The following is an 18,348-nucleotide window of genomic DNA, read 5'->3' on the forward strand; positions in this document are numbered from 1 at the left end:
GCGCCGACGGCGCTTCCGCTTTTAGTTCCAGTGCAGGTTGGGCGGCGTGGTTTTCATGCTCCAGTGGGCCCGTGCCTCGCGACGGGGAAGCCGGTTTGTTGGCTTGAATTTGAGGTTCGTCTACTGCTCTCGGGCCGTCGCTCGTTCCGAGTTCAGGTGAGGTGGCGGCTGGGAGGCGTCAGCGTGGCTTCGACGCCCCATCAGGTAAAAGGCGATAGTGGCCGGCGTGATGGTTGCGAGCGCAACGTAGGACATGGCACTGACTGGAGACGGTGCGGGGAAGAAGATTCCGTTGAGATAGATCCATGAGGTTGCGACGGCACCGGCGATCAGTGCTGCGATTGTCACGGCGGTGGCTGCGCGCTCGCGGAAGAGGAGCATCACGGCGCCGATGCTGATGACGACGTATGGGCTCACCCAGAAATAGACGACCAGAGTTGACACTGCGTTATAGATGGAAGGAAGTGGGCCCGTGGCGCCGATCACCAAAGTGCAAATGCCGAAGAGGCCACCGAGAATGATCAGCAGGATTGCGGAAACAGGGCTGTGGAATCGGGAGTGTATGCGTGTGAACCTTTGTGGTAGAAGCTTTTCGGCTGACAGGGTGGCGACGAAGCGGGATCCGTAGTTGACGAATCCGATCAGTGCGGCGAAGGTCGCTACGGCGACAACGAGGTCCGTCATTTGTCCCATTGCGGTCGGTAAGCCCGCATTCTCGGCCAGGGCGGCGGGGGATGATGTGCCGGAAAGGATTTGGTCGGACGTCTCCGTGATTCCTGGTGCCTGTAGGAAGGTTGCGATCACGTACAAGGTTCCAAGCACGATGGGAACACTCATCACGGCGGCCGGCACATTCTTCTTCGGGTCGCGGGTCTCGGCGGCCAGGGCTGCGCTCCCCTCGAAACCGACCAGGAACGCAGTTCCGGATGCGATGCCGGCCACGATCCCGCTGACGGACGCGCCCTGAAGAGTCAGTTGTTCCTGCAGATGTAGACCAGTGTGAATCGCACTCGCCCCGGTAATGGCCAGCAACAGTGGAAGACAAATCGCGGTGAGTAGGACCGCGATTACGATCGAAACATCTAGGCCGCGACAGGTGATCGCCGCGACAATTGCTGCGGAGGCGAGGTAGATCGCGATTTGTGCAGGGCGATCGAGGCCGCCGTCGATGCCGATAGATTGCAGGAAGCTACCGCTGTACGCGCCGATGACCAGCAAAATGCTTGCGACCATCGCCAGATACCCGAGGAACAACGAGGCTGCGATCAGTGACTGTGCCCATCGCCCGAATACTTCGCCGGCGTAGGAGTAGAGCGATCCGGAGGCGACATACCGGCTAGCGAAGACGGTTACTGCTCTGCCGACGCAGATGACTGTCAGCGCTGCGAGCAGAGCAGCGACCCAACCACCGAGTCCTGCGTTGAGTACCAGCAGCATTGGAAACGACGCCATGCCGACGGCAGGGATCATTGACGAGATGGCCAGCGAGGTCAGTTGAAGGCGGCTGAGATGGCCGGATTCAAGGTTGATGGACTCCGTATTAGTCTGTGCTACAGCATTATTCGACGAGTGATTCATATGTGCGTCCTTGAATTTGTGCACTGTCGAGTGCGGGCAGGGGCTATATGCCGGGATCGGCCGCGATCGCGCGTGTGAGGATCGGGATAGCCCTCAGGAGATGGTGATGTTAGTCACATGACTGAGTCGATCGACTGAGATTAGCTTCGCCCTTGCTGTTCGTCAATGAGTTCCGGGAAATTCCTTGAATACAGCTGCGGGATTCGGATGATGACGGGCACGACTGCGGCCCGGCGCTGTCGATTGCAACGCCGGGCGGGAAACGGGAAAACTCTAGTGGGGCGGGTGGATCGAATCGATGATGCCGACGATTGCGGACGAGATGGCGTCGAGTTCGGGTGCGCTCACTCCGGTCGCGCCAGTTGCGAGATTTTGCATGTAGATTCCGTCGATTGCGCCGATCGTGTAGCGGGCGAGCAGTGTGGCGTCGCTGCCGGCGATGTCGGTTGCGTGCCGAAGCTCATCGGCGAAGGCGGATATGTACGTCGTGTAGCTGGCTCTGGCGAGTTCGGCCTTGTCCGGATTGCGCAGCGCCCACAGCAGCAGCTCGTATTGGGCGATCGGGACGTCCCGATCGGCGTGGAGAAGATCTTGGAAGCGTTCGAGCAATGAACGGATGATCTCTTGACGTGTCCAGCCAGTTGTCGGTACCAGGCGTGATCCCACTGTGGTGGCACGAAACATGTCGTCCACGGCGGTATAGATCTCTCCTTTGCCGTCGAAACTGTAGTGCAACGCAGCGAGGTTGACTCCGGCTTCGTCGGCGATGCGGCGGGTGGTCGCCGCGGCCAGTCCGTCGCGAATGATGACTCGGGCGGCGGCCTTGACGATCGCAGTCCGCCGCTCGGATGCTGTCAGATACGCCATTCGCTTTACCGTTCACCTTCTCGTTGTCGTGGGACTCCAGGGGTCGAGCGTATCGATGTCACTCAGCGTGCGTGACACCCTGGTCGATCCTTTATCTGCCCGGTGCGTTCCGGGTGCGTCGTTGCCGCTCTTCGGGATCTCTTGCAGTTTGCCTATTGACGCTAGCTCCGATCCGCCATAATCTCAGTCACATGAGTTAGTCATGTGACTGACTTCATTGCTCGACTATAGCGCTTGGCAGATCACACCAGGGCGAGAGCTGCGACATCGCACAAAACCGCGTCTCTCTGACGCGCAACCAAATCGCTTGCCCCATGCCCCGAAACTGGAGGGACCACCCCATGACCGACATCCGAGAGCGGGTGGATACAGATCCACCGCGACCCGATGAATCCCATACCCGGTGTGCGCCCGACGTCGCCGTCACGATGGAGTTCGACCCACCCCCGTTGGTACGAGCTGTCGTGACCCGCCTGCGCGTTGCTCTCGATTCCGACTCAGGCAGGAAAGCTCTCGAGGTAATGCCCCCCGAGGTCGACCTGCAGTCGACCAGTGATCCGCAAAGCGCGCGATTGACTCGAACAGCAACCGGCGTGCACGTCAGTAGCCCCGAGGGGTCGACAGTTCCTGTTGTCGGAATCAGCGTCGACGAACTGGCGATATCCGAGGACGAGCCCCTGGCGGGCACTGCGAATGTTGCCGCGTTAACCCCTCTTATCGAACCAGAGCCACCGACGCTGGACATCGCAGCGTGTGAATTCTGGGAGAAAGCTTCGGGCCTGCCTGGAATGCCCGGATTGTCATTGGCTGCTCTCGATACGGGCGCAGCCGTGCACGTGGGGCCGACAACGGATGCGTATGAAATTCACGGGCTCGAGATGGATCTACGTCGACTGCTAGCGGGTTTCGAGTTGTTCGTCTATTCCCTGCGCGCAGGGAAGTTCTACATCAAAGGCACGAACCGACAATTGTCGGTCGTCGCGGGAGCATCAATGAAGGCGGTCCTCCATGTCTGACACGACGAACCTCGGTGAATGGATCGGCAACAATTCCGTTCGCACGATTCGCGCACAAACCGTGACGTTGGATGGTGCCTTGGTCGGAAAACATCTGTCACCCAAAAAGTTTGAGTCCGGAGCGCAATCGGGCTGGGGATTCGCTGATATCGCCCTCGCAGTCGATCTCGGGAACACCGCTCAGCTCGGATTCGATTTCGGTGATTGGCGCGGTGAGATGCACGACGTCTTCCTTCGTCCCGACCTTACGACTCTGTCAACCGACGCATCACTACCAGGTCTCGCCACGGTGATGTGTGATCTGGTCGATCAACACGGGGCACCGCTTCCGGTGTGTTCGCGATCCACGCTCGCACGTGTGGTCAAAGAGCTTGCCGAGCTTGGATTTACAGGTAAGGCGGCCGTGGAGATCGAGGCCACGGTGTTCGAAGAGTCGATCGAGCAGGCCCGCGAACAGCGTTTCACGAACCTGCATCCACTCGGCGGTACCCAGGGCGCGATCTACCTGTTGAGCAGATCACGGGACTACACGACGCTCATGGACGCAATAGCTGACCGCATCGAACGGGCCGGAATCCCTTGGGAAGGCTGGGCAGACGAGTCCGCGCACGGCCAAATCGAAGTAAATCTCCCACCGACCGACATTCTCACCGCAGCGGACTGGTACGTACGAACGAAGCAGATCATGCGGGAAGTCGCCTACGAGCACGGTCGCACCATCACCTTCATGGCTCGGTGGTCGCCGGACCAGTTCGGGCAGGGCGCTCACATCAACCTTTCGCTTCAACAGGACGGACGGAACGCCTTCTTCGATGAAGTTGAGCCCTCGCGCCCGTCGGAGACGATGCGGAACTTCATCGGTGGCGTCCTCGACACAATGGCGGCGGCCAGTTCTTTCCAGTATCCGACCGTGAACTCATACCGCAGAATCGCAGAATTCGACGGACCTCCCACCACCGTCACGTGGGGTGTTGACAACAAGAGTGCGGCCGTTCGAGCCGTCTGCACGACCGAGAAGCTCTCTCGTGTCGAGTATCGCGTCCCTTCGGCGGACGTGAACATCTATCTGTCGATGGCATCGTTCCTTGCCGGCGGTCTGATCGGCCTGCGCGATCACAGCGATCCTGGCCTCGAATGCACCGTCATGGCCTGGGGATTGCCGCCGGGAACCCCGAAGTTGCCAGCCAGCCTCTCTCGAGCGATCGCGGAATTGAGTGGCGATGTAAACCTGACGGAGGTTTTGGGGCGAGAGCTGGTGGAGTACTGGATCGGCACGCGCCGGTGGGAATGGTTGCAGTTCTTCACCACTGGGGGAGACCCGGCCGCAGGAGTCTCCGACTGGGAGCTCGAACGCTACTTCGAGCACGTCTGACAACGAGGACAGGTCTGAAGATGAAAGCAGCAATACTGAACGCTGCCCCTGGTCGGCTCGAGTTCGAAGAACTCGACATCGACGTGGCCGGACCTCGAGAAGTTCGCATACGTACAGCAGCCGTCGGGCTGTGTCATACCGATCTGCACTACGTGGACGCGCTCTGGCGAACAGAACTTCCGGAGGTGCTCGGTCACGAGGCATCGGGCATCGTCGAATCGGTTGGGTCAGACGTCACGGCTGTAGCGCCTGGCGACCACGTCGTGACGTGCATGACAGCTTTTTGTGGCCGATGCCGATACTGCATTGCAGGTCGACTCACCCTCTGCTCCAATCATTCCCGCCTCCGCTCGCGGCCCCAGCCGGCGTTGACGACCAAGGCCGGGCGCGCAGTGGGACGAATGGGTGGCATCGGTGGATTCGCCGAACAGATGCTCGTGCACGAGAACAGCGTCGTCCGCGTCGACGATTCGGTACCTCTCGATCGCGCGAGTTTGCTCGGGTGCGCCACCATCACCGGCGTCGGGGCGGTCTGGCACAGTGCTCGCATCGAACCAGGGTCGTCGGTTGCCGTCATCGGTTGTGGAGGCGTGGGGCTTTCGGTAATTCAGGGCGCCCGGCTAGCCGGCGCGGCCCGGATCATCGCGATCGATGTGGACCAGCGAAGTATCGATCAGGCTCTTCGAGTCGGGGCGACTGCGTCAGTGAACGCGGCTGAGATCGAGCCCGTCGACGCCGTACGCGCGTTGTGTCCGGGTGGGGTGGACTACTCATTCGAGGCGATCGGCCGCAGAGTCACTGTCGAGCAGGCATTCTCGATGCTCGCTCCCGGCGGAGTGGCCACGGTCCTCGGCATGGTTCCTGATGACGAGCCGCTGCGGATCACGGCGTCGGAATTGTTTTTCCAGGAGAAGCGATTGCAAGGCTCCCTCCTCGGGTCGAACCAATTCCCGACCGATATTCCGCGATTGGCCGAGCTGTACGTCCAGGGCCGACTCGAACTCGACGAGATGATCTCGTTGCGAGTCCCCTTCGACGAGATCAACACAGGAATCGCAGCGCTTCGTGAAGGAGGGGTGAATCGTGTCGTCGTCGAATTCGCCTGAGCGTGCGCGTCGCCCATTGATCGGAGTGACCGGTCGGCGCTCGAGCGCGGAACGCCTGGCCGTCGAACCTCGGTACCGCCATCTCGAGTTCGACATGCACTACTCCGATTTTCCCACCCGGCTGTCGTCCGAAGGCGCCCTGGTCGTCCAAATTCCCTATGAGGCAAGCGGAATCGACCTGATTGAGCGGCTCGACGGAATAGTCATCTCTGGTGGGCAGGATGTTCACCCCGAAACACTGGGTATCGACGCCGCGCCCACCGACCCGGACAGTGACCCGCGTCGAGATGCGTATGAGATCGAATTAATATCGGGTGCAGTAGAACTCGGTACTCCACTGCTGGGTGTCTGTCGCGGGATGCAGATGCTGAATGTGGCATTGGGAGGCACGCTCGTGCCTGATCTTCCGACCATAGACATCAACCACAAGTCACCAGGACTGGGCATAGCCGAGGAGACCCACCCCGTACGGATCGCCACTGATTCGACGGTGTTCGAGATATACGGCGCACACGTAGAGGTCAACTCCTTGCACCACCAAGCAGTGGACCGGCTCGGCCCGGGCCTCACTCCCAGCGGGTGGGCTCCGGACGGTGTCGTCGAAGCGGTGGAGATGCGCGGGAGACCGATCGTCGGCGTCCAATGGCATCCGGAATGGCGCCGGAAGGACCCCGTCTTCGCTTGGTTGGTCCAGGTCGCTCTCGCGCGAAAGGAAGTGCTCGATGGAGTTGCATGAATACTCGGACATGGACGCCACGGATCTGAAATGTCGACTCGACCGGAAAGAAGTAACCCCTGCTGAAGTGCGCGAAGCCGCACTAGCTGCAATCTCCCACGTCGACACGCACCTCGGTGCCACCGTCGGTCCTCCACTCGACCCACCACCGACGTATTCCACATCCGGTCCTTTCAGCGGAGTTCCGTTCGCGCTCAAAGATCTCCTGTGCACTGCGGCGGGGATAGCGAACGAGAACGGTAGCGCAGCAACCGCAGGCTATATCGCCACACGTGACTCCGATCTGATGGCTAGGTGGCGCGCTGCCGGACTGTCCGTGACCTGTCGCACTGCCACACCAGAATTCGGATTCAGCGCAACGACGGAATCGGCAGTGAACGGTCCTACCCGCAACCCCTGGAACCCACAGCGGGTCGCCGGTGGATCCAGCGGTGGCTCCGCGGCGCTCGTTGCCGCCGGGGCCTTGCCGTGGGCGCACGCCAACGACGCCGGCGGATCCATAAGAATCCCTGCCGCACTGTGCGGGGTGGTGGGACTCAAACCGACCCGCGGGCTCGTTCCACCCGGCCCGGATTCGGATGAACCGCTCTTCGGCCTCACGACTGAGTTCGCGGTCACCCGGACAGTTCGCGACGCCGCCGCGTTGATGGACGTAGTGCACGGCAGCGCACCGGGGGACCGGTACTTTCAGCCGCGTCGAAGCCCCGGCCACTACAGCCGAGCAGTCGGCCGGCGACCGAAAGGCCTCCGGATCGCTGTGTCGACCGAATCACCTGGCAGTCGTCACGCTGCGGACCCCGCCGTGACAGCCGAGGTGATGCGCATCGCGCGCTTGCTCGAACAGTTCGGCGGCCACGTCGAGATTGCGGCACCAGATGTTGACCCCGAACTGTTTCGGGATCTCAATCTCACTTTCTGGTCTGCGTCGATCGCAGAGTCCATGCGCGCACTGACCGGAGTACGCGCCATCGAGGACATGTACTCCTCGCTGGAGAGCTCGACTGCCGCCATGGTTCGTCACGGATTCACCGTGGAATGGGCGGACATCGCCCGCGCCCGCCGCTACCAGAATCACCTGACCCGTGGCACGGCGAGCTTCTTCGAATTCTTCGACCTCACTCTCACGCCCACCACACCGACGACCGCCTGGCACGTCGGCGAACTCGCCTCCAACCGGCGGGGTATCACCGCCGGCGAGTGGGTGGACACCTTGGCGAAGTACTCGCCCTTTACTGCCATCTACAACGTCACGGGCCAACCGGCTATCTCCATGCCCACAGGAATGTGTGACGGACTGCCGATCGGAGTGCAGCTCGCCGCAGCTCCCGGCCGTGACGATCTGTTGCTTGCCGTGGCCGCGCAACTCGAGGAAGCCGTCCCATGGGCAGGCCGCGTCCCACCGATTCATGCCGGCAAGCCGCTCCTCCCAGAAACGGAAAAAATGCCGACCCTCTACTCGGAAACGGAACGCACATGAACACCCGCGAGGAATGGACACGATTCGCGACGTCAATCGAAGCGCCATCGGCTATGTGGCTGAACGGTCAATGGTTCAACGGTGACGGGAGTGAGCGCCACCATGTCTTGTCCCCGCATGACGACACCGTCGTAACCAGTGTCCCGCTGGCCACTCACGCCGACGTCGACAGAGCCGTCGAAGGTGCTCGCGCGGCGTTTCTCGATGGCCGGTGGGCGAGGATCAGTGCGCGCGAGCGTGGTGCGGTACTGCAGCGGTGGGCAGAGCTCGTCTACGAGCACCGCGACGAACTCGCTGCGCTCATCACACTCGAGATGGGTAAGCCGATCCAGATGGCACGTGATATCGAGCTGCGCGCCGTCGAGAACACCTTCCGCTGGTATGGAGAACTGGCTGACAAACTCTACGACGAGTCGCCACGCGGCCTGATCGATGCGGTCGTGTTGGTGAGCCGTGAGCCGGTGGGGGTGGTCGCGGCGATCACCCCATGGAACTTCCCACTCACTCTCAGTAGTTGGAAAATCGCCCCTGCGTTGCTTGCAGGCAACAGCATGGTCATCAAGCCCGCTACACAGTCACCGTTGTCCTTGCTTCGCTTGGCTCAGCTGGGTTCGGCTGCAGGACTTCCCGACGGCGTGCTGCAAGTTGTCACAGGTAGCGGTGGACAGGCCGGAGCTGCCCTTGCTCGCCACAACGGCGTCGACTGTCTCACCTTCACCGGATCACCGGACGTCGGCAAACAGCTGCTGATCTACGCGGGTGAGTCGAATGCGAAACCCGTGCATCTCGAACTCGGCGGCAAGAGCCCACAGTTGGTATTCGCCGATGCTCCGGACCTCGCCGTTGCAGCGCGCACCGTGGCGTGGGCAATTACCTTCAACGCCGGACAGATGTGCACTGCAGGTGCTCGCTTGTTGGTCGAGGAAACGATCGCGGATCAATTCGTCGCCGAGGTCGTTTCGGAAATCAAGCGCTGCACTGTCGGTGACCCTTTCGATCCCGATACCCACATCGGGCCCGTCGCGAGTCGGGCGCATCGCGCGGACGTCCTCGAACACGCGAGAACTGCTCACACAGAAGGCGCAACGCTCGCCCACGGTTCGCTGCAGGAACGAGCAGGTTCGGGGGCGTACCTGGATCCGATCGTGTTCACCGATGTTCAGGCCGAGCACCGCCTGTTCCTCGAAGAAGTTTTCGGACCGATCCTCGCAGTCACCCGTTTCACTGACGACGCTGACGCCGTCAGGTTGGCTAACGCCACACCGTTCGGTCTCGGAGCGGGGGTGTGGACGTCGAATCTCACACGAGCCCACCGGCTCACGCGCGAAATCGACGCAGGTCTTGTCTGGGTGAACTGCTACGAGGAAGGGGATCTCTCCGTCCCCTTCGGCGGTCGCAAACTCTCAGGCCACAGTGTGGACAAGAGCATCCATGCACTCGACAAATTCACGTCGACGAAGTCGACGTGGATCCATCTCTGAACAAAGGCACAGCACATGTCATCACGGGTCAACGACGGCCACATCGCGATCATCGGAACCGGGTTTTCCGGGCTGTGCATGGCGATCGAACTGAAGAAGAAGGGCATCGACGACTTCGTCCTGTACGAACGCGCCGACGATGTCGGCGGAACCTGGCGCGACAACACATACCCAGGGGCAGCCTGCGATGTGCCCAGCGTGTTGTATTCCTACTCCTTCGCTCAGAACCCGAACTGGACCCGTATCTTCCCGCCATGGTCGGAACTGCTCGACTATCTCAGATCTGTTGCTGCGCAGTATGATTTGCTGCCGCACATCCGCTTCGGTGTCGAGGTCTCCGAAATGCGGTTCGACGAGGACCGGCTCCGGTGGAACATCCAGTTCGCATCCGGCGAATCAGTGACGGCTGCCGTTGTCGTCAACGGCTCAGGGGGCTTGAGTAATCCGTACATCCCGCAGCTACCCGGACTGGAATCATTCGAGGGTGCCGCATTCCACTCCGCCAAGTGGCGACATGACCTCGACATGTCGGGAAGGCGTGTCGCGGTGATAGGTTCCGGCGCCAGTGCGATCCAGTTCGTCCCCGAAATCGCCCCGCACACCGAGACCCTGCATGTGTTTCAGCGATCACCCAACTGGGTCATGCCACGTGGTGATGCCGCGCTGTCGCCCGCCACCCGCGAAAGATTCTCACGGCGTCCTTATCGTCAACGGTGGCTGCGATGGCGGACCTACTGGGCATTCGAAAAGCTCGCCAGCGCCTTCCTCGGAAATCGCAAACTCGTCGAACAGTACCGATCCCAGGCGCTCGCCAATCTTCAACAGCAAGTGCCGGATTCGGACTTGAGGCAGAAGGTCACCCCAGATTACGATCCTGGCTGTAAACGTCGCTTGATATCCGACGACTGGTACCCCGCGCTGCAACGGGAAAATGTGCACTTGAACACCTCGGGGGTTTCCGAGATCCGCCCGCATTCGATCATTGACTCAGAGGGAGCGGAACACGAAGTCGACACCCTGATCTTCGCGACCGGATTCCAGGCAACCAGCTTCCTGGCACCGATGAAAGTATTCGGCCGCGAAGGAGTCGAACTCTCCGACAGTTGGCGCGAGGGCGCCGCAACAAAGCTCGGGCTTGCATCCGCCGCGTTCCCGAACCTGTGGTTCCTCAACGGCCCGAATACCGGTCTCGGTCACAACTCGATCATCTTCATGATCGAAGCACAAGCCAGATACATCGCTTCGGCAGTGCAGTACATGCGCCGAAAAAGTATCACTGCCCTCGAACTCGATCGCACCGTCCAGACAGGCAGCTACGCCGCCACCCAAGAACGCATGCGCCGAACTGTATGGGCATCGGGTGGCTGCGACAGCTGGTATCAATCCGCTGACGGTCGAATCGACACCCTGTGGCCGGCCAGCACAATCGAATACTGGTTGCGCACCAGGCTATTCCGCAAGTCCGACTTCCATGCACTGACGACAGGCAAAGGATGAACAACATGGACGTATCAATACTCGGCACCGGCTTGATGGGAACAGCTCTCGCTCAGGCGCTCATACGCAGCGGGACAAAGGTGACGGTGTGGAATCGAACCGCCGACAGAGCGTTACCCCTCGCTGCGGCTGGAGCTACAGTCGCCGAATCTCCACAATCTGCGATTGCGGCCAGCCCGCTAATCGTCATCAGTCTCCTGAACTACGAGATCGCCAAAGATGTCGTTACAGAAGCAGATTCGATTGCCGGAAAAATCATCGTCAACACCGCAACCGGTACGCCGGAGGAAGCGAACCAGTTCGCCGAGTGGATCGCAGGGCGAGGCGCTCGGTACCTCGACGGAGCCATAGCTGCATACCCGGAGGACATCGGAACCGAAAGTTCAGGGATCAACTATTCCGGAGACGAGGACGTGTGGGAGGACGTCCAGAGCCTTCTGACACCCATCGCCGCCCAATCACGATATGTCGGAGCCCGTCCCGGTGCCGCCAACGTGATCGACGCGGCCATGGCAGGCGCATTCTTCAACGTCGCGCTCGGTGCCTTCCACGAAGCAGCAGCGTACGTGCGGTCCGAGGACGTCGCGATCGCGGAGATGCGCCACAGTTTGCACCTGTGGACCGATAAACTTCTCGAACTCCTTCACGAAGCACTCAAAGCGTTCGAATCCGGAGAGTACGAGACCGATCAGGCAACCTTGAACGTATACGCAGCCGCAGTAGAAGCCTGGCAACAATCGATGCAGCGAGCAGGCCAACGCGCCGCTCTGATGACGGCGAATCTCGACAACTTGCAACGTGCATGCGCAGCCGGGCACGGGGACAAGGGCATCTTCGCCCAAATCGAAACACTCTCCGCCAACCCTCAATCCGCAATCTAAGGAGACATCAATGACAACCATGGCCAATCACCTCACCGCCCTGCCCTCGACAACAACAGTCGACGAGATCGTCGACGTGATCCACCGCGACGGCGGTGTCATCGTCGAAGATTTCCTCGACACCCCCCAGCTCGACGAGCTGCGCGCCCAACTTGGCCCCGTCCTTGAAAGCACCGGCTACGGAGAAGACGAATTCTTCGCCGGAACCCAAACGCGAAGAGCAGGAGGGCTGTTCGGTCGGATCGACCTCATGCCCCAGATCGCGCTCCACCCGCTCTACTACGGGGCCGCCAAGAAGATCCTTCAGGTGCCCCTGTCCGTCTGGGTCGGAGACGACCAGATCGAAATCACGCCTGATATCCAGATCGGTGTCACTCAGGCAATCGAAATCCACCCTGGGCAGGGTGCCCAGCGTCTCCATCGAGACGACACGAGCTTTCTGTGGCGCCACCCCGACTACGGACGCGAGGGCCGACTGCAGATCATGGTGGCGGTCAGCGATTTCACAGCAGAAAACGGCGGCACCCTCGTCATACCCGGAAGCCATCGGTGGGACGACCAACGAGGCCCGAAACAAGCCGAAGCGGCGCCGACCGTGATGCGGGCCGGTGCTGCCCTCATCTGGACCGGTTCTACGTACCACGGCGGTGGTAACAACTCGTCCGAGGCGCCACGGACCGGCTTGACGATGGCATTCGACCTCGCCTGCTTACGTCAGGAAGAGAACCAATACCTGTCAATCCCGCGTGAAAAACTGCTTGATCTTTCCGAAGAGGTACAGCGACTGCTCGGCTGGGGGTCCGGAGCGAACCTGATGGGTTACGTCGAACGGGGCGGTCAGATGATCGACGCACACGTTCTCCTCGAAAACGGCGCCGTCGAACTCCCGACTGCCCGCTGAACCCTCGATCCTGCACGTCGCTTGCCACCCGCAACCCAACTCGCACAGTAGTTTCTGGGTTTCGAATCGAGAAACATATCCGTCATGGGCGTACTCCAGCTGATTCACCTTGACATCGTGTGTCTCAGGTCAGGACTAGGCAATTGCCTAGTCCTGACCAAGGGTGCAGTGTTCGTGCCGCGTGAGCTACCGGTTCTTGAAGAACGAGACGTCGTCGTTGCCGATGAGGTCAGGGACCGTCCAGCCGTCGAGGTCGTATTCACTCAGACACTGCTCGGCCAGTCCCTTCATGGAACTTGCGTGTCCACGATTCTGGGCTGCGAACAGCAGTTCCGCTTTGACGTTCTCGTGATTGCCGGAGTAGTTGCGCTCGTAGAGCTCGTGGCGCCCGCCGAACTCGGTGCCGATCGAATCCCACAGAGCCTTCATGACTTTCACCCGGTCGACGGCGGTGATGCCGTCCGAACCACGAACGTACTTGTCGAGGTACGGACGCACGTCCGGGCTCTTGAAGTCGAGTGAACTCGAAGGCAGGTAGATCAGGCCTGACGCCACGTCCTGTTCGATGATCTCCTTGATCCGCGGGTACCCCTGGATCATGAACATTCGATAGGTGAGGCCGTACTCGAGCTTCGGGATCACCGAATCGCCGACCCACTGTTCGGGATCGCGTGCCATCGATTCGGTCAACGACCAGAAGAGGTTTCGCCACCCGATCACCTCGCCGACACGGGTCTGAACTCCGCGGAAGCCGCCAGCGCCGGTGGCTTCGAGTGCTTTCATCAACAGTCCGGCGATGAAGTCGAGCTTGACGGCCAGGCGAGTGCAGCCCTGAAAGGTGAAGCGCGGCAGGAAACCCGATTGAGGGAAGAATGCGTTGATCCGGTCGACGTCGCCGTACATGAAGACGTTCTCCCATGGAACCAGCACCTTGTCGAAGACGAAGATGGTGTCGTTCTCGTCCATGCGGCTCGACAGCGGGTAATCGAACGGACTGCCCATCACCGCAGCATGTTCGGTGTACGAGGTGCGGCAGATCAGCTTCACACCCGGAGCGTCCATCGGTACCGTGCAGATCAAGGCGAACTGCTTCTTCTTGATCGGCAGACCGTAGTGAGCGATGAAGTTGTAGTTGGTGATCGCCGATCCGGTGGCGACCACCTTGGCACCGCTGACGATCAATCCGGCGTCGGTTTCCTTCTCCACCTTCATGAAGACGTCGCCGACCTCGTCCGGCGGAAGTTGGCGATCCACCGGGGGATTGATGATCGCGTGGTTCCAGTACAGAACTTTCTCCTGCGACTCGCGGTACCAGCGCTCGGCGTTGTCCTGGAACGGTGCGTACAACTCCTTGTTGGCGTGGAGGGTTCCCAGGAAACTTGCCTTGTAGTCGGGGGAGCGGCCCATCCAGCCGTAGGTCATACGTGCCCACGTCGCGATGGCGTCGCGTTCCTTGAGCAGATCGGCCGACGACGTCGGTGTGCGGAAGAACGGCATGGTGACACCGCCGTTGCCCGTGTCCGTCGGAACCGTCAGGGCGTCCACGTGCTCGCCCGTGTGCAGAGCGTCGTAAAGCCTTGCGGTCATGCGGATCGGATTCCGGAACGCGGGGTGCGTCGTGACGTCCTTCACGCGATCACCGTGAAGCCAGATCTCGCGACCGTCCTGCAGGCTCGAGATGTACTCGTCGCCCGTCATCGGCCGGGTGGCGAAGTTCTTCGTGCGGTTGGCTTCGCTGTCGGCGGCCGGATTGACCTGTGGCGCTCCGGAATCTGCGGGGTCGACGCCGGTGGGAGGAATTTCGGTGGTCGTCATGGCAAAGCCTTTCAGATCGTTTGAGGTGCGGGCTGAAGATGAATCGGGGTGAAGGAAGTGGTGGCGTCGAACCATCCGCTGTGGGGGTCGTCCTGACTGCCGTTCCAGACTGTGGTCGACGAGGTGGCGCCTAGGTCGTGAAAAGTGCTTCGGTAGAACAGAAGCGGATCCTTGCCACTCGACTGCGCATCGACGATCTCACCGATGAAGATGATGTGGTCACCACCGTCGTACTCCTTCCACGGGACGCACGAGATGGTTGCTGCGGCGCCGTCGAGCAGGGGAGCGGTCGGTCCGTCGATCCACTTCGGTTCGGTGCGCTGCGGTCGGCCGGCAAAATGCATGGCCGTGTCCACTTGGTCGGCGGCAAGGATGTTGACGGCAAACGGCGCGTTGCCGAGGTAGCCGCACGCCTTGGACTTGCGAGTCATCGTGATCTGGCACAGGCGTGGTTCCAGCGAGATTGCCGTGAATGCGGTGACGGTGGCTCCGTGTGGCTGACCGTCGGCGTTGGTGCAGGTGATGACGGTGACGCCGCTGGCGAATTGGCCGAAGATGCCTCGAAGCTGATTTTGTTCCATGACCGGACCTCCTTGTCGGATGGCTGGTGAGTGAGGGTGCCGCGAAGTGCGGGAGGCGGAGGTGCTGGACGACTCGCGCCGGGAGTGAAGACGAACGTACGGCGAGCGCGGCGTTCGGTCGATCCGTACAGCGCGGTGTCTATCCGGATTGCGCACCCGATCGAAGTCTGTATCCGTTTCCTCTTGGAAGTGACCGGGGACACAGTGTTCAATGATGTTCAGCGCTCATGCTCGGCAATGTGGCTGGTCACGGGTTTGGAAGGTGAAGAAGGGCGATGGTCGACTCCATGATCGGTACAGCTCCCCGCGACTGGGACGAGGCGTGTGATGCGGTTTCGGACGCCTATTTTCCGCACACGCTCACGCCGTTGTCACGGCACGCGGCCAGCGGAGTCGGGGTGTGCACCGCCGAGTTGGGACCGCTGAGGATCGCTCATATTCGATGGGGAGCAGACGTCGCGGTCGAATCCGAGCATCCCGGTGCCTACGGGGTGAACATCCCGCTCTCGGGCGAGCTCGAGTCGGTGTTCGCGGGCTCGCACGTGCTCTCGACGGAGGGCGTTGCGACGGTGTGTCCGCCCGACATCACCACAAGAATCACGCGGTGGAGCGCGGACTGCGAAATTGTCGGAGTCCGGATGGACCGTCAGTACCTCGACCGCGAGATGGAGAAGGTACTTGGCCGGCCCGGAATGCACTTGCCTGATCAGGTGGATCTTCGGGGAGACGACGGAGCCAGATGGCTGAAATTTGTTCGCTCACTGTCGGATCAGATCCTCGGCCCGGTCGGCGTGCTGCACAACGAACTGGTGGCAGCTCAGCTCTCCGGTGCCGTGGTCACGGCATTCGTCCTCGCTGCAATGCCCGAAAGTGAGGACGCGGTGCGACACGCCAGGCCGCGCATCGTCAAGCGGGTGCTCGACGAGATGCACGACGACCCGGCCCGCGTGTGGACCGCAGCAGAGATGGCCGAGGTGGCGGGCGTCAGCGTACGGAGATTGCAGGAGGGATTTCGGCAGTACGTGGGCCGGAGTCCGTCGGAATGCCTGCTCGACATCCGCCTCGAGCGGGTCCACGCAGATCTGGTGGATGCCGACGACTCGACGACGGTCACCGATGTCGCTGTGAGATGGGGTTTTACGCACACCGGACGATTCGCGTCGTCTTTTCGGCGTAAGTACGGTGTGTTGCCTTCCGAAGTATTGAGAAGTTAGCTCCGGTACCCCATGTCCGCGCTGAGCTGATTCGCCTTCTCGACGAGGAACGGTGCGACGTCGGTGCGAAAGGCTTCCGGGGTTGTGCGTCCGGCCGAGGTAGAACACGCTGCCACACCGACGACGCTTCCGCCGGCGTCGCGGACGGGGGCGGCGAGGGAAATCAGGCCGTCTTCCAGTTCCTCGGACGTGAGTGCATAACCCTGCTCGCGCACCACTCGAAGTGCGGTGTGGAATGCGCCTTCGTCGGTGATCGTGGTGGGTGTGAGGGCGTCGAACGTGGAGTTCGCGATGACTTTGTCGACGATTTCGGTTGGCGCCCAAGCTAGCAGGGCGCGGCCCATGGAGGTCGCATATGCAGGCACTCTGGTACCGACGCTGACGTTGATGCTCATGATCCGGCGTACGGGTACACGCGCGGCGTAGACCACGTCGACGCCGTCGAGCACGCCCAGCGACGCCGACTCGTGAGTGTGTTCTGCGATCTCCAGCAGGCGGGGGAGCGCCGCCTCGGTCAGGGCATGCGATGCAGAGAAGTGCTGGCCGATGCTTAGAACGCGCGGGGTGAGCGACCACCGACTGTTGTTGCCGGTGACGTATCCGAGTTTCTGCAGGGTGAGGAGGATACGTCGGACCGCGGGGCGGGAGAGGCCCGTTTCGGCGGCAAGATCTGCGAGCGACGGGTTGGGGTTCTTCTCGTCGAAGGCCGTCAGCACAGCGAATCCACGCTCGATGCTCTGGATGTAATCGCGATCGTTCTCGCTCACGGAATGACCTCTCATCTGCGGGTATGCCTGATCAGTGCCCTCGAAGGTTGACAAACCTTGTGACTGGGCGCACAGTACAAGCGTACGCACAGCGTAACAGATGTACGCAAAGCGTACAAACAGACTTGGGAAGCCGACTCAGCCCAGCAGTACGGCACCCACCCGGTAACAGCCACATACGGCCCCGAGGAGGACCACATGACCACTTCCGAGAGCCCCACCGCAGTAGGTTCGGGCACGGCCGCCACCGACAAGTTCCTCCAGGAACGAGTCAGCGCGGACACCCCGCCCGAGCGCGTCTCGGCCATCGCCAAGGACGTGCTCGAGGCACTTGCCGGCGTCATCGACAAGCACGGCATCACCTACCCCGAGTACCGCGTACTCAAGCAGTGGCTCATCGACATCGGCCAGTTCGGCGAGTGGCCCCTGTGGCTGGACGTCTTCCTCGAGCACAACGTCGAGGAGGTTGCGTACCGCGGCCAGCACGGCACCAAGGGAAGCATCGAGGGCCCCTACTACGTCGCCGACGCCAAGACGTTGCCATCCAAGTGTGAACTTCCGATGCGTGACAACGAGGTTGGATCGAAGCTGGTCTTCGAGGGCCAGGTTCGCGATCTCGACGGCAACGGGTTGGATGGGGCCACCGTCGAGCTGTGGCATGCGGACGACGAGGGCTACTACTCCCATTTCGCGCCGCACATCCCCGACGGTAACCTCCGCGGAACGATCGTTGCCGATGGTGAGGGGCGCTTCGAGATCACCACGATTCAGCCTGCGCCGTACCAGATCCCGACCGACGGCCCCACCGGCTGGTTCATCGAGAAGGCCGGCTGGCATCCGTGGCGTCCAGCGCACCTGCACCTCATGGTGAAGGCTCCCGGTAAGCGCACGATCACTACCCAGCTCTATTTCAAGGACGGTGAGTGGATCGAGAACGACGTGGCAACTGCCACGAAGCCCGAACTGATTCTCGATCCGAAGCCGGGTGCCGATGGAATCAACCGGGTCACGTACGACTTCGTGCTCGACCCGGCCTGATCCACAACTGTTCGAAAGAAA

Annotated in this window: 16 protein-coding genes; 11 read left to right on the forward strand and 5 right to left on the reverse strand. The window is 61.2% G+C overall.

The features are described 5' to 3' along the window. Positions 1-120: 120 nt before the first annotated feature. Together RE4_RS01625 and RE4_RS01630 are read right to left on the reverse strand one after the other, a co-directional pair. The gene (locus RE4_RS01625) at positions 121-1,578 is read right to left on the reverse strand and encodes an APC family permease (RefSeq protein ID WP_255246877.1); all 1,458 of its coding nucleotides are present in this window, start codon (positions 1,576-1,578) and stop codon (positions 121-123) included. A 273-nt stretch (positions 1,579-1,851) separates the two neighbouring features. Further along, a complete protein-coding gene (locus RE4_RS01630; RefSeq protein ID WP_019745642.1) occupies positions 1,852-2,445 on the reverse strand; it encodes a TetR/AcrR family transcriptional regulator in 594 nt (197 codons plus the stop codon). 341 nt (positions 2,446-2,786) lie between these two features. Here RE4_RS01630 and RE4_RS01635 point away from each other — a divergent pair, with 341 nt between their 5' ends. From RE4_RS01635 to RE4_RS01675, 9 genes are read left to right on the forward strand one after another with little or no spacing between them, the layout of a single operon-like run. Further along, a complete protein-coding gene (locus RE4_RS01635; RefSeq protein ID WP_097386755.1) occupies positions 2,787-3,461 on the forward strand; it encodes a hypothetical protein in 675 nt (224 codons plus the stop codon). Continuing rightward, a complete protein-coding gene (locus RE4_RS01640) occupies positions 3,454-4,833 on the forward strand; it encodes a glutamine synthetase family protein (RefSeq protein ID WP_019745640.1) in 1,380 nt (459 codons plus the stop codon). The genes RE4_RS01635 and RE4_RS01640 overlap by 8 nt, the downstream gene beginning before the upstream one ends. A gap of 20 nt (positions 4,834-4,853) precedes the next feature. After that, positions 4,854-5,939 carry a Zn-dependent alcohol dehydrogenase gene (locus RE4_RS01645; protein WP_029256442.1) on the forward strand — a complete coding sequence of 362 codons (1,086 nt, stop codon included), beginning with the start codon at positions 4,854-4,856 and terminating at the stop codon, positions 5,937-5,939. After that, positions 5,917-6,675 carry a gamma-glutamyl-gamma-aminobutyrate hydrolase family protein gene (locus tag RE4_RS01650; RefSeq protein WP_029256441.1) on the forward strand — a complete coding sequence of 253 codons (759 nt, stop codon included), beginning with the start codon at positions 5,917-5,919 and terminating at the stop codon, positions 6,673-6,675. The genes RE4_RS01645 and RE4_RS01650 overlap by 23 nt, the downstream gene beginning before the upstream one ends. Further along, positions 6,662-8,152: an amidase gene (locus RE4_RS01655; RefSeq protein ID WP_232816851.1), complete on the forward strand. Its 1,491-nt coding sequence runs from the start codon at positions 6,662-6,664 to the stop codon at positions 8,150-8,152. The genes RE4_RS01650 and RE4_RS01655 overlap by 14 nt, the downstream gene beginning before the upstream one ends. After that, on the forward strand, positions 8,149-9,633 hold the full coding sequence (locus RE4_RS01660; protein ID WP_060937870.1) for an aldehyde dehydrogenase family protein: 1,485 nt from the start codon (positions 8,149-8,151) through the stop codon (positions 9,631-9,633). Before RE4_RS01655 ends, RE4_RS01660 begins: the two co-directional genes overlap by 4 nt. A gap of 15 nt (positions 9,634-9,648) precedes the next feature. After that, complete coding sequence (locus RE4_RS01665) at positions 9,649-11,130, forward strand: flavin-containing monooxygenase (RefSeq protein WP_019745635.1); 1,482 nt, start codon at positions 9,649-9,651, stop codon at positions 11,128-11,130. Between the two features lie 5 nt (positions 11,131-11,135). Continuing rightward, entirely contained in the window at positions 11,136-12,011 is an 876-nt protein-coding gene (locus RE4_RS01670) for an NAD(P)-dependent oxidoreductase (protein ID WP_020971038.1), read from the forward strand. Between the two features lie 10 nt (positions 12,012-12,021). Beyond that, the gene (locus tag RE4_RS01675; RefSeq protein ID WP_020971037.1) at positions 12,022-12,912 is read left to right on the forward strand and encodes a phytanoyl-CoA dioxygenase family protein; all 891 of its coding nucleotides are present in this window, start codon (positions 12,022-12,024) and stop codon (positions 12,910-12,912) included. 186 nt (positions 12,913-13,098) lie between these two features. Here RE4_RS01675 and RE4_RS01680 read toward each other — a convergent pair whose 3' ends face one another. Next, positions 13,099-14,727: a 4-hydroxyphenylacetate 3-hydroxylase family protein gene (locus tag RE4_RS01680; RefSeq protein ID WP_020971036.1), complete on the reverse strand. Its 1,629-nt coding sequence runs from the start codon at positions 14,725-14,727 to the stop codon at positions 13,099-13,101. Between the two features lie 11 nt (positions 14,728-14,738). Further along, positions 14,739-15,308: a flavin reductase family protein gene (locus tag RE4_RS01685; protein ID WP_019745631.1), complete on the reverse strand. Its 570-nt coding sequence runs from the start codon at positions 15,306-15,308 to the stop codon at positions 14,739-14,741. A gap of 275 nt (positions 15,309-15,583) precedes the next feature. Between RE4_RS01685 and RE4_RS01690 the strand changes: the two genes are divergently transcribed. Then, complete coding sequence (locus RE4_RS01690) at positions 15,584-16,522, forward strand: AraC family transcriptional regulator (protein WP_021345772.1); 939 nt, start codon at positions 15,584-15,586, stop codon at positions 16,520-16,522. Here the strand turns inward: RE4_RS01690 and RE4_RS01695 are convergent. Then, entirely contained in the window at positions 16,519-17,289 is a 771-nt protein-coding gene (locus tag RE4_RS01695) for an IclR family transcriptional regulator (protein WP_060938243.1), read from the reverse strand. The genes RE4_RS01690 and RE4_RS01695 overlap by 4 nt on opposite strands. Positions 17,290-17,487: 198 nt before the next feature. On the opposite strand from RE4_RS01695, the gene catA reads away from it, so the two are divergent. Next, entirely contained in the window at positions 17,488-18,327 is an 840-nt protein-coding gene (gene catA, locus RE4_RS01700) for a catechol 1,2-dioxygenase (protein ID WP_021331787.1), read from the forward strand. The last annotated feature ends 21 nt before the right edge of the window (positions 18,328-18,348 follow it).

The organism is Rhodococcus erythropolis NBRC 15567, assembly GCF_001552595.1.
Lineage (GTDB): Bacteria > Actinomycetota > Actinomycetes > Mycobacteriales > Mycobacteriaceae > Rhodococcus_F > Rhodococcus_F erythropolis.

Bases quoted from the DNA above. Each gene is read 5' to 3' on its own strand.
- RE4_RS01660 (WP_060937870.1), top strand. From the start codon at position 8,149: ATGAACACCCGCGAGGAATGGACACGATTCGCGACGTCAATCGAAGCG.
- RE4_RS01635 (WP_097386755.1), top strand. From the start codon at position 2,787: ATGACCGACATCCGAGAGCGGGTGGATACAGATCCACCGCGACCCGAT.
- RE4_RS01670 (WP_020971038.1), top strand. From the start codon at position 11,136: ATGGACGTATCAATACTCGGCACCGGCTTGATGGGAACAGCTCTCGCT.
- RE4_RS01675 (WP_020971037.1), top strand. From the start codon at position 12,022: ATGACAACCATGGCCAATCACCTCACCGCCCTGCCCTCGACAACAACA.
- RE4_RS01665 (WP_019745635.1), top strand. From the start codon at position 9,649: ATGTCATCACGGGTCAACGACGGCCACATCGCGATCATCGGAACCGGG.
- RE4_RS01645 (WP_029256442.1), top strand. From the start codon at position 4,854: ATGAAAGCAGCAATACTGAACGCTGCCCCTGGTCGGCTCGAGTTCGAA.
- RE4_RS01655 (WP_232816851.1), top strand. From the start codon at position 6,662: ATGGAGTTGCATGAATACTCGGACATGGACGCCACGGATCTGAAATGT.
- RE4_RS01630 (WP_019745642.1), bottom strand. From the start codon at position 2,445: ATGGCGTATCTGACAGCATCCGAGCGGCGGACTGCGATCGTCAAGGCC.
- RE4_RS01625 (WP_255246877.1), bottom strand. From the start codon at position 1,578: ATGAATCACTCGTCGAATAATGCTGTAGCACAGACTAATACGGAGTCC.
- RE4_RS01690 (WP_021345772.1), top strand. From the start codon at position 15,584: ATGGTCGACTCCATGATCGGTACAGCTCCCCGCGACTGGGACGAGGCG.
- RE4_RS01685 (WP_019745631.1), bottom strand. From the start codon at position 15,308: ATGGAACAAAATCAGCTTCGAGGCATCTTCGGCCAATTCGCCAGCGGC.
- RE4_RS01640 (WP_019745640.1), top strand. From the start codon at position 3,454: ATGTCTGACACGACGAACCTCGGTGAATGGATCGGCAACAATTCCGTT.
- catA (WP_021331787.1), top strand. From the start codon at position 17,488: ATGACCACTTCCGAGAGCCCCACCGCAGTAGGTTCGGGCACGGCCGCC.
- RE4_RS01680 (WP_020971036.1), bottom strand. From the start codon at position 14,727: ATGACGACCACCGAAATTCCTCCCACCGGCGTCGACCCCGCAGATTCC.